Source organism: Achromobacter sp. E1, assembly GCF_037039475.1.
Classification (GTDB): domain Bacteria; phylum Pseudomonadota; class Gammaproteobacteria; order Burkholderiales; family Burkholderiaceae_B; genus Achromobacter; species Achromobacter mucicolens.
This window is the reverse complement of record NZ_CP146253.1, coordinates 5,089,767-5,102,638: the sequence shown is the minus strand read 5'-3', so window position 1 is coordinate 5,102,638 and position 12,872 is coordinate 5,089,767. Positions and strand designations below refer to the sequence as shown.

10 protein-coding genes are annotated in these 12,872 nt (G+C 68.7%); 8 read left to right on the top strand and 2 right to left on the bottom strand.

The genetic code is table 11. The annotated features are described in order from the left end of the window. Positions 1–10 precede the first annotated feature (10 nt). From V6V88_RS23640 to V6V88_RS23610, 7 genes are read left to right on the top strand one after another with little or no spacing between them, the layout of a single operon-like run. Positions 11–1,036: an SDR family oxidoreductase gene (locus V6V88_RS23640; protein ID WP_062839990.1), complete on the top strand. Its 1,026-nt coding sequence runs from the start codon at positions 11–13 to the stop codon at positions 1,034–1,036. Further along, complete coding sequence (locus V6V88_RS23635; RefSeq protein ID WP_056325292.1) at positions 1,033–2,382, top strand: lipid II flippase MurJ; 1,350 nt, start codon at positions 1,033–1,035, stop codon at positions 2,380–2,382. Before V6V88_RS23640 ends, V6V88_RS23635 begins: the two co-directional genes overlap by 4 nt. Next, a complete protein-coding gene (locus V6V88_RS23630) occupies positions 2,383–3,525 on the top strand; it encodes a glycosyltransferase family 4 protein (RefSeq protein ID WP_338616617.1) in 1,143 nt (380 codons plus the stop codon). A 44-nt stretch (positions 3,526–3,569) separates the two neighbouring features. Further along, complete coding sequence (asnB, locus tag V6V88_RS23625; RefSeq protein ID WP_142053168.1) at positions 3,570–5,501, top strand: asparagine synthase (glutamine-hydrolyzing); 1,932 nt, start codon at positions 3,570–3,572, stop codon at positions 5,499–5,501. A 3-nt stretch (positions 5,502–5,504) separates the two neighbouring features. After that, positions 5,505–6,620: a glycosyltransferase family 4 protein gene (locus V6V88_RS23620; protein ID WP_338616614.1), complete on the top strand. Its 1,116-nt coding sequence runs from the start codon at positions 5,505–5,507 to the stop codon at positions 6,618–6,620. Next, a complete protein-coding gene (locus V6V88_RS23615; RefSeq protein ID WP_338616612.1) occupies positions 6,617–7,774 on the top strand; it encodes a glycosyltransferase in 1,158 nt (385 codons plus the stop codon). Before V6V88_RS23620 ends, V6V88_RS23615 begins: the two co-directional genes overlap by 4 nt. Then, entirely contained in the window at positions 7,771–8,904 is a 1,134-nt protein-coding gene (locus V6V88_RS23610) for a glycosyltransferase family 4 protein (RefSeq protein ID WP_223573020.1), read from the top strand. The genes V6V88_RS23615 and V6V88_RS23610 overlap by 4 nt, the downstream gene beginning before the upstream one ends. Here V6V88_RS23610 and pgi read toward each other — a convergent pair. Both pgi and V6V88_RS23600 read right to left on the bottom strand, forming a co-directional pair. Next, positions 8,894–10,441: a glucose-6-phosphate isomerase gene (gene pgi, locus V6V88_RS23605; RefSeq protein WP_338616611.1), complete on the bottom strand. Its 1,548-nt coding sequence runs from the start codon at positions 10,439–10,441 to the stop codon at positions 8,894–8,896. The two genes, V6V88_RS23610 and pgi, sit on opposite strands and share 11 nt — an antisense overlap. Positions 10,442–10,448: 7 nt before the next feature. Next, positions 10,449–11,840 carry a phosphomannomutase/phosphoglucomutase gene (locus V6V88_RS23600; RefSeq protein WP_338616609.1) on the bottom strand — a complete coding sequence of 464 codons (1,392 nt, stop codon included), beginning with the start codon at positions 11,838–11,840 and terminating at the stop codon, positions 10,449–10,451. A 317-nt stretch (positions 11,841–12,157) separates the two neighbouring features. Between V6V88_RS23600 and V6V88_RS23595 the strand changes: the two genes are divergently transcribed. Then, positions 12,158–12,790, top strand: coding sequence for a hypothetical protein (locus V6V88_RS23595; protein WP_081100967.1), 633 nt, complete (start codon positions 12,158–12,160; stop codon positions 12,788–12,790). The last annotated feature ends 82 nt before the right edge of the window (positions 12,791–12,872 follow it).

Genomic DNA, 12,872 nt, shown 5'->3' with positions numbered 1-12,872 from the left:
GGATTTCGCCATGACCACACGATTCGAGACTGTCACCCAGGAACTGTCCGCCGCGCCGCGCAAGTGGCTGGTGACTGGCTGCGCCGGCTTCATCGGCTCGAACCTGCTGGAAACCTTGCTCAAGCTTGACCAGACCGTGACCGGCCTGGACAACTTCGCGACCGGTCACCAGCGCAATCTGGACGAAGTCCAGGCTTCGGTTTCGCCGCAGCAGTGGGCGCGCTTCACCTTCATCGAAGGCGACATCCGTGACTTGGACGCCTGCCGCCGCGCGGCCGAAGGCGTGGACTACGTGCTGCACCAGGCCGCGCTGGGCTCGGTGCCGCGCTCGCTCAATGACCCCATCACGACCAACGAAGTCAACATCGGCGGTTTCCTGAACATGCTGGTCGCGGCGCGCGACGCCAAGGTGAAGTCGTTCGTCTATGCGGCGTCCAGCTCCACTTACGGCGACCATCCGGCGCTGCCCAAGGTCGAGGAAAACATCGGCAAGCCGCTGTCGCCGTACGCCGTGACCAAGTACGTCAACGAGCTCTATGCCGACGTCTTCGCGCGCTCCTACGGCTTCGAGACGGTGGGTCTGCGTTACTTCAACGTGTTCGGCAAGCGGCAGGATCCGGACGGCGCCTACGCCGCCGTGATCCCGAAGTGGACCGCCGCGATGATCCAGGGCAAGGACGTCACCATCAATGGCGACGGCGAGACCAGCCGCGACTTCTGCTTTGTGGAAAACGCGGTGCAGGCCAACATCCTGGGCGCGCTGGCCGCGCCCGAGGCCCGCAACCAGGTCTACAACGTGGCCGTCAGCGGCCGCAGCACCCTGAACCAGCTGTTCAGCTTCCTGGTGCAGGCCCTGGGCAATCAAGGCGTGAACTACACCAAGCAGCCGGTCTACGCTGACTTCCGCGCGGGCGATGTGCGCCACTCGCAGGCCGACATCGGCAAGGCCGGCCGCCTGCTGGGCTATGCGCCCACGCACACGGTGCTGCAAGGCCTGGAAGTCGCCATGCCCTGGTACACGCAGTTCCTGCGTTGAAAGCACTCGTCCGAAAACTCGGCAACATCCACCCGGATCATCAGCGCATCTTCAAAGGCGCGTTCCGGGTGGCGGTGTTTCTGCTGCTGGGCAAGGCTGCCGGCGCCATCAAGGAGATGGCGGTGGCGTACCGCTACGGCGTCAGCGACGCCGTAGACGCCTACCAGTTCACGATGACCATGGGCACCTGGCTGCCCGTCACGATCGTGGGCGTGCTGTCGGTGGTGCTGATCCCGGTGCTGGTGCGCCTGGCGCGCACCGGCGGGGCCGAGAAGGAACTCTTCATTCGCGAACTTCAGGGCTGGGTCGCCGCCGCCGGCGTCGCACTGGCCCTCTTGACGTGGTTCGCCTGGCCGTATGTGGTGGATTGGCTGGGGCAGGGCCTGTCGGCGCAAGTGCGCGCCATGACGGGCGACCTGCTGATCGCCTTTGCCCCCGTGGCGGCGTTGCTGCTGATCGCCGGCATCAGCGCCGCGCGGCTGCGCGCGCAGGAACGCCACGTCAACACGCTGCTGGACAGCGTGCCCGCCGTGGCAACGCTGGCGTGGGTCATGCTGGCCGCCAGCGCCGAGGGCGTGGGACCGCTGCTGTGGGGCACGCTGGTGGGATACGCCATCCAGACCGTCTGGCTGGCCTGGCTGGCTGCGCGCGCCGACGGCGGCTTCTGGGGCGCGCCGTCACTGACACTGAAGTCTCCGCATTGGCCTGAACTGATGGGCGCGGCCGGCGTGATGCTGATCGGCCAGGTCGCCATGAGCTTTGTGGGTCCGCTGGACCAGTACGCGGCCGCCAACCTGGGCGCCAATGCCAACGCCACGCTCGGCTATGCCAGCCGGCTGCTGTCCCTGTTGCTGGGCATCGGGGCCGTGTCCGTGGGCCGCGCCGCGCTTCCCGTGCTGGCCGACGTGCAGGCGCGCGGCGACACGGCGCGCGCGCGCAGCATGGCGCTCAAATGGTCGTTGCTGATGGTGGGCGCCGGCGCCGGCGCCGTGGCGCTGGGCTGGGTTCTGGCGCCCTGGGGCGTGTCGGTGCTGTTCCAGCGCGGCGCCTTCACCGCCGAAAACACCGAAGCCGTTGCGCACGTGCTGCGCTGGGGCCTGCTGCAGCTGCCGTTCTACTTCGGCGTGCTGATCCTGGTGCAACTCCTGGCCAGCCAGAACCGCTACCGCATCATGGCCGCCATCGCGGTCGCCAATTTTGCGCTGAAGGCCGTGCTGAACACCGTGCTGGCGCCCCGCATGGGCGCGGCCGGCATCATGCTGGCCACCAGCCTCATGTATGTGCTGTCCTTTGCCTGCTACCTGGCCGTGGCGATGCGCAAGGCCGAACCCAAGGAGGCCGATTGAATGTCCGTAGCCGACCCCGCCCGTCCGGCGCGCGTGTTGCTGTTCATCCATTCCCTGCACGGCGGGGGCGCTGAGCGCGTCGCCGCCCACCTGAGCGCCCACTGGGCGTCCGAGGGCAGCGAGGTCATGGTGGTCACGCAGGCCAGCGCCGACGGCGATGTCTATGCGCTGCATCCCAAGGTGCGCCGCGAGGTCCTGCACACGGCGGGCGAGGGCGGCGGCCTGCGCGGCATTCTCAGCAACCTGCAGCGCGTGCGCGCGCTGCGCCGCGTGATCAAGTCGTTCCGGCCCGACATCGTGCTGGGCATGATGACCACGGCGTCGGTGCTGGCCGTGCTGGCCTCTGCGGGGCTGAACTGCCAGGTCATTGCAACCGAACACACCCATCCGCCGTCCCAGACGTTGTCGGGCTTCTGGCAGCGGCTGCGCCGGCTGACCTATCCGCGCGCCGCGCGCGTGGTCGCGCTGACCCGCGGCACCGCGCAGTGGCTGGAACAGCATGTGCCGGGCTCGCGGCTGGCAGTCATTCCCAACCCGGTACACTTCCCGCTGCCGCGCGCCGAACCGCTGTTGCAGCCGGCTCCCCGGGATGGCCGCAAGCGCCTCCTGGCGGTCGGGCGGCTGCACGGCGACAAGGGTTTCGACCTGCTGATCCAGGCGTTCGCGCAGCTGGCGCCGTCGCACCCCGGCTGGGATCTGGTTATTCTGGGCGAGGGCAGCGAGCGCCAGGCGTTGGAAGCGCAGGTGCGCGAGGCCGGGCTCGAATCGCGCATCTCGATGCCGGGACGTGCCGGCAATGTCGGCGACTGGTACGACAGCGCCGATCTTTACGTGCTGACCTCGCGCTTCGAAGGGCTGTCCAACACGTTGCTCGAGTCCATGGCAAGCGGTCTGGCGGCGGTCTCGTTCGATTGCGACACGGGTCCGCGCGAGATCATCCGCCACGGCATCGATGGCGTGCTGGTGCGGCCCAACGGCGACGTGCCCGCGCTGTGCGAGGCGCTTGGCGTGGTCATGGGCGATGACAACGGCCGCGCGCGCCTGGCGCAGGCGGCAACCGACGTGCGCGACCGATTCTCGGCCGTGCGCGTGCTGCGGAAATGGCAGGAACTTTTTGACGGCGTGCGGGCGAAGGGCCGCTAGGGCCCCGCGCGCGCCGTTGCTACGGTGACCACGAGAATCTCATCATGTGTGGAATAGTCGGAATTTGGGGCCCTCTGGGGAACAAGGATCAGGTGCTGGCGGACAGCTGCCGGCGCATCCGCCACCGCGGGCCCGACAGCAACGGGTTCTGGGAAGACACTGACGCCGGCGTCGCGCTGGCGCACGTGCGTCTGGCGATCCTGGACCTGACCGAAGCCGGCCATCAGCCGATGACGTCCGCGTGCGGGCGCTACGTGATGGTGTTCAACGGCGAGGTCTACAACCATCTGGACATCCGCAAGCAGCTCGAGGACTCGGCGCGGGCGCCGGCCTGGCGCGGCCATTCGGACACCGAGACCCTGCTCGCGGGCTTTTCCGCGCTGGGCATCGAAGCCACGTTGCAGGCCGCGGTCGGCATGTTCGCCATCGCGCTGTGGGACAAGGCCGCGCGCAAGCTCGTGCTGGCGCGCGATCGCATGGGCGAAAAGCCGCTCTACTACGGCTACTCCAATGCCGAACTGGTGTTCGCCTCGGAACTCAAGGGCCTGATGCCGATTCCGGGGTTCGGGCGCAACCTGAACCGCAACGCGCTCGCATCGTTCATGCGGCACAACTACATCCCCGCGCCGCAGTCGATCTACGAAGGCATCGCCAAGCTGCCGCCCGGCACCTGGGTCGAGTTCTCGGCGGACGACACCCGCAGCCGCCGCATGCCGGAGCCGCGCGTGTACTGGTCGGCGCGCGAGGCCGCGGACACGGCTGCGCAGCACCGCCTGTCGTTCGATTCGGACGCGCAAGCCACCGACGCGCTGGAACGCGTGCTGTCCAAGGCCGTGGGCGGACAGATGCTGTCCGATGTGAGCCTGGGCGCCTTCCTGTCCGGCGGCATCGATTCGTCCACCATCGTGGCGTTGATGCAGGCGCAGAGCTCGCAGCCGGTGCGCACCTTCGCCATCGGCTTTCACGAGAAGGGCTACGACGAGGCGCAGCACGCGAAGGCCGTGGCCACGCACCTGGGCACCGACCACACCGAACTCTACGTCACCGCGGACGACGCGTTGGCGGTCGTGCCCACGCTGGCCGACATGTATGACGAACCTTTTGCCGACTCGTCGCAGATCCCCACGTCGCTCGTCACGCGCATGGCGCGCCAGCACGTCACGGTGGCCTTGTCCGGCGACGGCGGCGACGAACTCTTCGGTGGCTATTCGCGTTACTTCCGGGTGGACAACTGGTGGCGCCAGTTCGAACGCGTGCCCGGCCTGCTGCGCAAGCCGGCCGGCGCGATGCTCAGCGCCTCCACCCATCTGCCCGGCCGCGGCGCCTGGCGCGGCAAGGTCGGCAAGCTGGGCGAGCTGCTGCGCGCGGACACGCAAGGCGAGTTCTACCGCCTGTTCGTGTCGTATTGGTCAGACCCCGCCCGTGTGGTCAAGGGCGGCGTCGAGCCCGAGTCGGTGTTCGAACGCGCCATGCAGGGGTCGTTCTTCGAATCGATGATGAAGCTGGACACGGTGACCTACCTGCCCGACGACATCCTGGTCAAGGTGGACCGCGCGGCGATGGCCGTCAGCCTGGAAACCCGCGTGCCCCTCATCGACCACCGCGTCTATGAATTCGCCTGGAGCCTGCCGCACCAATACAAGGTGCGCGGCAACACGGGCAAGTGGCTGTTGCGGCAGGTCCTGCATCGCCACGTGCCGCAGGCGCTGGTCGACCGCCCCAAGCGCGGCTTTGCCGTGCCGCTGGCCGCGTGGTTGCGCGGTCCCTTGCGGGAATGGGCCGACGCGCTGCTGAATCCGTCGCGCCTGCGCCAGGAAGGCTGGTTCGAACCTGAGCCCATCCTGCGCAAATGGCGCGAGCACTCGTCGGGGCATCGCAATTGGGACAGCCATCTATGGGGCGTGCTGATGATGCAGGCCTGGCTGGACCGCTACCGGGCGGGGATGGATCAAGGGGGACCGATTGAGGACCGTTGAGGAATGAAAATACTGATGCTGGTCAGCTCCATGCACGCCGGCGGCGCGGAACGCGTCGCGGCGACCCTGGTCAACGCATGGTCCGAGCGCGGAGACACCGTCATCCTGACGCCCACCTACTCGTCCAAGGGCACCTGCTTTTATCCCCTGTCGGACAAGGTCCAGCTGGCGTGGCTGGCGGATCTGGCCGGCACCCGTGCGACGGGCGCGATGGCGGCGTTCAAGCGATTGCTGGTCCTGCGCAAGCACATCCGCGATTCCCGGCCCGACGTGGTCGTGTCCTTTCTCACCAACGTCAACGTGGCCGCCATCCTGGCCACGCGCGGCCTGAATGTGCCGCTCATCGTCTGCGAGCGCACCAATCCGATCGCCGATACCACCACGGGCTCTGTCTGGCGCAAGCTGCGCCGCGTGCTGTATCCGCGCGCCGACATGGTGACCGTGCAGGCGGAAGACACCGCGGGTCCTTTCGCGCGTCAGGTGCCCGGCATCCGGCGTCTGGCCGTCATTCCCAATCCGCTGCCCGCGCCGCTGCTGGATGCGCCGCTGGTGCAGCAGCGCCAGGACGCCGGCCCGCGCGAGCTGATCGCGATGGGACGGCTGGTGCCCGACAAGCAATTCAATCTGCTGATCGACATCTTCGCGCAGCTTGCGCCGGAGTTTCCGGACTGGAACCTGCGCATCTGGGGTGAAGGCCCCGAGCGCGGCGCGCTTGAACAGCAGGTGGCGCGCCTGCGCCTGCAGTCGCGCGTCAGCCTGCCCGGCCGCACGGAAGCGCCATGGGAAGAACTGGCGCGCGGTCAGGCCTTCGTGCTCAGTTCGCTCGTCGAGGGCTTTCCCAATGTGTTGCTGGAAGCCATGTCGCTGGGGCTGCCGTGCGCGGCGTTCGATTGTCCCAGCGGTCCGCGCGAGATGACGCGCGACGGCCAGGATGCGCTGCTGGTGCCGGCGGGCGATCGGGTCGCAATGACCGATGCCTTGCATCGCCTGATGAGCGATGCGTCCCTGCGCGAGCAACTGGGCGCGCGCGCCGCCTCGGCCGTGCGCCAGCGCTACGCGCTTGCCAGTGTGCTGACCGAATGGGATGAACTGTTCGAAGCGGTGCGGGAGGGGCGATGAGCACCCGGCCGCTGCGCATTCTGCACGTCATCACCGGGCTGGGGCAGGGGGGCGCGGAATCCGTGCTGTTCCGCCTGACGACCTGGCCGCAGGCGGACGTCGAGCACACGGTCGTATCGCTGACCGATGAAGGCCTTTACGGCGAACGCCTGCGCGCCGCTGGCGTCGCGGTGCACACGCTGGGCATGAAACGCGGGCGCGTCAGCCTGGGCGGCTTTCTGGCGCTTCGCCGTCTGATCGCCTCGACCCGTCCGGACGCCGTGCAGACCTGGATGTACCACGCCGACCTGATCGGCGGCCTGGCGGCCCGCCTGGCGGGCGTGCGCGCCATCGCCTGGGGCATCCGCAATTCCGGGGCACACCTTGAACGCAGCAGCCGCTCGGCGCGGCTGGTGCTGCGCGCATGCGCCATGCTGTCGGGCAGCGTGCCGCGCGCCATCGTGTGCGCCGCGCAAAATGCCGCGCAGCGCCACGCTGAAAAAGGCTACCGCCGCGACCGCATGGTCGTGATCGCCAACGGCTACGACCTGTCGCGCTACGCGCCGGATCCGCAGGCGCGCTCGCGCGTGCGCGCCGCATGGGGACTGTCCGAGGACGTGCCCGTGATCGGCTGCGTGGCGCGCTGGGATCCGCTCAAGGACCACGCCAACCTGCTGCGCGCCGTGGCTGCGCTGGTGCGCGATGGCCGCGACGCGGGGCTGCGCTGCGTGCTGATCGGGCGCGACATGACCGAAGGCAACGCGCAGCTTGGCGCCTTGCTCGACAAACTGGATCTGCGCGACCGCGTGGTGCTCAATGGCCCCAGCGACGACGTGCCCGCCGTCATGAACGGACTGGACCTGCATGTGCTGTCCAGCTGCGCCGAGGGCTTTCCCAACGTGGTGGCCGAGGCCATGGCGTGCGGCGTGTATTGCGTGGTGACGGACGTGGGCGACGCCGCCTACATCGTCGGCGATACCGGCGTGGTGGTGCCGCCCGAGCAGGCCGAAGCCCTGGCCCGCGGCATCGAGTCCGCGCTGTGCGACGTGGCCGCGCGAGGCCGCGAGCGCGCGGGCGAAGCCGCACGCGCGCGCGTCCTGGAACATTTCGATCTTGCACGCATGGTGCAAAGCTATATCGCCGTCTGGCACCGCATTTCGGGAGCCCAAGCATGAGCGCCGGACGCTGCCTGCTGTTTGTCGTCAATAACCCGGCATTCTTCATGTCGCACCGCGTGCCGGTCGCGTTGGCCGCGCAGAAGGCGGGCTACGACGTCCACGTCGCGACGATGGACGGTCCCGCCGTGGCCGACATCCAGGCGCTGGGCATGACCCATCACGCCATTCCCATGACGCGCAGCGGCAAGCGCCCGCTGCAAGAGCTGGGCACGTTGCTGGCGCTGGTCCGGCTGTTCCGCCGGCTGCGGCCCGACGTGGTGCACCTGGTCACCATCAAGCCCGTGCTGTATGGCGGTATCGCCGCGCGGCTGGCGCGTGTGCCGGGCATGGTGGCGGCGATTTCCGGATTGGGATTCGTGTTCCTGTCCAATTCGCTGAAGATGCGGCTGGTGCGCGCGGTGGTGGCGCGCCTGTATCGCATCGCGCTGGGCCATCCGAACAGCCGGGTGATCTTCCAGAACGCCAACGACCGCGACCTGCTCAAGTCGCTGGGCGCGGTACGCGATGAGCAGGTGGTCATCATCCGCGGCGCGGGGGTGGACCTTGACGCCTTCCGTCCCACGGCCGAGCCGCCTGCGCCGCCCGTGGTTGTCACGATGGTGGCGCGCCTGCTGCGCGACAAGGGCGTGCAGGAGTTCGTGCAGGCGGCAAGGCTGCTGCGCGAACGTGGCGTGCCGGTGACGATGCAACTGGTGGGCGGACTGGACGCCGGCAACCCGGCTTCCGCCACGCAGGCCGATGTCGACGCGTGGCAGCAGGACGGCTGCGTGCAGGCGCTGGGCGAACGATCGGATGTGGCGGCGCTGTATGCGGCCGCGCACATCGCGGTGCTGCCGTCCTACCGCGAAGGCCTGCCGAAATCCTTGATCGAGGCCGCCGCCTGCGGACGCGCGGTCGTGACGACCGACGTGCCGGGCTGCCGTGACGCGATCGAGCCTAACGTCACCGGCCTCCTGGTGCCGGTGCGGGACGCCGCCGCCCTGGCCGGCGCCATTGCCCGCCTGGCCAAGGACGCGGCATTGCGCCAGGCGATGGGCGCGGCGGGCAGGGCGCTCGCCGAGCGCGAGTTCGACATCAACCAGGTCGCGCGCATTCACGTCGCGCTGTACGACGCGCTTAGCGCCTGATCGCGTCGATCCAGAAGCGCGTGGACGGGTCCTGCTGGCTGGGCTGGGGCGCGTCCAGCTCGCGCATGATGTTCTTGGCCAACACCTTGCCAAACTCCACGCCCCACTGATCGAAGGGGTTGATGCCCCAGATCACGCCTTGCGTGAACACCTTGTGCTCGTACAGGGCCAGCAGCGCGCCCAGCGTATAGGCTTCCAGGCGCGGCAGCACGATCAGCGACGACGGCCGTCCGCCCGGGTGCACGCGGTGTTGCGCCAGCAGGCGCGCGCGTGCCGGATCGCGTTCCGTGGCGGAGGTTTCCGCCAGGGCTTCTTCAAAGGTCTTGCCGCGCAAAAGCGCCGAACGCTGCGCCAGGCAGTTGGCGACCAGCAGTTCGTGGTGCCGGGCGTACGCATGGTCCGGCTGTTCGCACAGGATGAAGTCCACCGGCGCGCCGGCCGCATCCTGATGCAGCCACTGGAAGAACGTGTGCTGGCAATCGGTGCCCGGCATCCCCCACACCGCGGGACCGGTCGGCACACCGGCGGGACTGCCGTCGGCCGTCGCGACCTTGCCCAGCGATTCCATTTCAAGCTGCTGGGCCCACGGCACGATGTGATGCAGCCGCGAATCGTAGGGCGCGATCACCAGCGAGTCATAGCCCAGCACGCTGCGGTTGGCCACGCCGGCCAGCGCCAGCTGCAAGGGCGCGTTCTCGTCCGGCGGCGCGTTGCGGAAATGGTCGTCCATGGCCGCCGCGCCCGCCAGCAGCCGGTCGAAAGTGTCGTTGCCGAACGCCAGCGCGACCGGCAGGCCGATCGCGGACCACAGCGAATAGCGGCCGCCGACCCAGTCCCAGATCTGGAAGATGTGGTCGGGCAGGATGCCCAGGTTGAGCGCCGCCTCGACGTTGCAGGTGATCGCCACGACCTGTTTGATCGGATCGGCGACGCCGGCTTTGCGCAGCCAGTTCATCGCGACCTCGGCGTTGGCCAGCGGCTCGGTGGTGGTGAACGACTTGGAGGCGACGATGACCAGCGTGTTGTGCGGATCCAGGTGGCTCATCGCTTCGGCAACCGAATGCGAGTCCACGTTGGACGCAAACCGCACGTCGCGGCGCGCGCCCTCGTGGCGCAGCGCGCGGGTGACCAGGCGCGGTCCCCAATCGCTGCCGCCAATGCCCAGATGCAGCACGCCGCTGTAGCGGCCGGCCGCGTCGGCGGCGCGCACGAATTCGCGCAGGCGTTCGCGCTCGGCAAGCACCGCCTTGGCCACCATTGCGGGGGGCTCGGCCGCGCGCAAGGCGGTATGCCAGGCGGCGCGTCCTTCCGTCCAATTGGCCTGACCGCCATCGAACAGGCGCGCGCGCCAGGTATCGAAGTCCTGCTGCGCCAGCAGCGCCCGCGAGGCGGCGAGTAGTTCGGGCGATTGCGCCTGTGCGCTCAGGTCCAGGCGCAGCCCGGGCGCATTGATGACGCGCAGCTTCTGGCCATCCCGGGATGCCGTGCGTGTTGCGGCGGTGAACTGCTGCCACGCGGGGCTGTTGGCTAACGACATGGGCGGATCAGAATGGCAGAGTGGCGTTCGGGGCGAGCTTGCCCAGTTCGCGGCGGAAGTCGGCCTGGATGCGCGCGAGGGCCGCTTCGCTTTGCGCCTCGAAGCGCAGCACGACGACCGGCGTGGTGTTGGACGGCCGCGCCAGACCGAAGCCGTCGGCGTACTCGGCACGCACGCCGTCGATCGTGATCACGCGCTTGGCGTCGGGAAACTGGCCTTGCTCCTGCAAGGCCTTGACCAGCGTGAACGGCTGGCCTTCTTCCATTTCCAGCTTGAGCTCCGGCGTGGACACGTCTTGCGGCAGGGCTTCGAGCGGGGCGCAGGCGTCGGCTGCGCGCGACACGATTTCCAGCAGGCGGGCGCCGGTGTACAGACCGTCGTCAAACCCGTACCAGCGTTCCTTGAAGAAGATGTGGCCGCTCATTTCGCCGGCCAGCGGCGCGCCGGTCTCGGCCAGCTTGGCCTTGACCAGCGAATGGCCCGTCTTCCACATCAGCGCGGCGCCGCCGGCGGCCTCGACCGACAGGCCCACGTGGCGGCTGCACTTGACGTCATAGATGATGGTCGCGCCGGGATTGCGCTCGAGCACGTCGCGGGCAAAGAGGACGAGCTGGCGGTCGGGCCAGATGATCTGGCCGGATTTGGTGACCACGCCCAGGCGGTCGCCGTCGCCGTCGAAGGCCAGGCCGAGTTCGCAATCGGTCTCGGCGACGTGCTTGATCAGGTCCTGCAGGTTCTTGGGTTCGGCGGGATCGGGGTGATGGTTGGGAAAGTTGCCGTCCACGTCGCAGAACAGTTCGTCGACCTCGCAGCCCAGCGCGCGAAAGACCTGCGGCGCCACTGCGCCGGCGACGCCGTTGCCGCAATCGATGGCGATCTTCATGGGACGCGCCAGTTTGACGCCCGAGGCCACGCGCGCGATGTAGGTCTGCGCCAGATCGAGCTGGCGGCGCGTGCCGGGTTCAGGGGCGGGGGCCAGGGCTTGCCCGTTCATAGTCTGCGCCAGCTGCTGGACATCTTCGCCAAACAGCGCGCGGCCGCCCATCATCATCTTGAATCCGTTGTACTTGGGGGGATTGTGGCTGCCGGTAATGGCCACGCCCGAGCCGGTCTGCATGATGTTCGCGGCAAAGTAGACGAGCGGCGTGGGCACCATGCCAATGTCCAGCGTATCGACGCCGCCTTCCAGCATGCCTTCCTGCAGGGCCAGCGACAGCATTTCGCTGCTGAGGCGGCCGTCGCGCCCGACCACCAGCGTCTGCACGCCCTGTTCGCGGGCGCGGGCGGCAAGCGCCACGCCGAGCGAACGGGCAAAGGTTGCGTCGATCAGGTCCGGCACGGTGCCGCGAATGTCATATGCCTTGAAAACAGAGGCCGGAAATTGTGTATTGTTGCCCACGACGGTTCCTTGTTGAGGGGGACAGCGCGGCGGCTGCCGGGTAATGGTAAACCCGTACATCCAAGCCGCTATGGCAGGGGTCAAAGTTGGATTATCCCCCATCGGCGCGGGGGGCTTCATCCTTCGGGCGGAGTAGGGCATTTACCCGGTGCGGCCTGCCCCGCCGTGGTGCGGCGCCCGGCGCGCCGCCGCCTGTTTGCGGTGCATGGCGGCGGGCGCAAAGGCCCCGCTCCCCGGGCTGCCGCGCATGGCACAAAAGTTGCTCGTCATCCGAAGGTGATACGCTTGCCGGGCAAGCAGAAAGACCAGGAGGGGCCATGGGCGCCAAAGTATCCACAGTCATGTCATCGGGCGGCGCCACAAGCAGGCGGGGACCGCCCACGGACTTTGCCGGCCCGGCCGCGGGCCGCGAGCGCCGGCTTGATATCCACGTGTCTGCCGCCGCGACAGGCGAATTGGCCACCGGCCGTGCCTGGGAACGCAGCGTCTGGCGCGACGCGCGGGTCCTCATTGCGGAGTGCCCCGCGCCGCATCTGGCGGCCTCGATCGAAAGCGCATTGCGCACAGTGGCCGCCAGCGTGGCGCGCGACCGCGGCTGGCAGGCCGCCGGCACCGTGTCGTTTTCGCTGGACGACCGCAGCGGCGTCTTCCGCGTCATCGACGCGCAGACGCAGGCCCGCGGGCACGACATGCCGCTTGCCGAACACGATCCCATTGCGCCGCACGTGCTGGAAATGCGCATCGACGGCTGCGGCGACCGCCGCCTGCCGTGCACCCATTTGATGGTCTGCGGCGCCACCCGCGGCGAGGTCCTGCGCCGCGCCTATCGCGCCTTGTCCGAACTGCCCGGCCCCGCCGGCGTGGACCGCGCCTTCCTGATGGAGCGCATAGCCTCCCGCGCCTTCTGCTCGGGCATGACGGGCACCCGGCTGGATCAGGCGGTCGGCTGACTGGTCCGCCAAACGGGGCTTCGGCGGGCGCCGTCCAGCCCCTACAATAGTCCGCACATCCGATGAACTGCGCCCGGCCCCA

Coding starts and splice junctions, on each gene's coding strand:
- V6V88_RS23620 (WP_338616614.1), top strand. CDS start 5,505: ATGAAAATACTGATGCTGGTCAGCTCCATGCACGCCGGCGGCGCGGAA.
- V6V88_RS23615 (WP_338616612.1), top strand. CDS start 6,617: ATGAGCACCCGGCCGCTGCGCATTCTGCACGTCATCACCGGGCTGGGG.
- V6V88_RS23610 (WP_223573020.1), top strand. CDS start 7,771: ATGAGCGCCGGACGCTGCCTGCTGTTTGTCGTCAATAACCCGGCATTC.
- V6V88_RS23630 (WP_338616617.1), top strand. CDS start 2,383: ATGTCCGTAGCCGACCCCGCCCGTCCGGCGCGCGTGTTGCTGTTCATC.
- V6V88_RS23640 (WP_062839990.1), top strand. CDS start 11: ATGACCACACGATTCGAGACTGTCACCCAGGAACTGTCCGCCGCGCCG.
- pgi (WP_338616611.1), bottom strand. CDS start 10,441: ATGTCGTTAGCCAACAGCCCCGCGTGGCAGCAGTTCACCGCCGCAACA.
- asnB (WP_142053168.1), top strand. CDS start 3,570: ATGTGTGGAATAGTCGGAATTTGGGGCCCTCTGGGGAACAAGGATCAG.
- V6V88_RS23595 (WP_081100967.1), top strand. CDS start 12,158: ATGGGCGCCAAAGTATCCACAGTCATGTCATCGGGCGGCGCCACAAGC.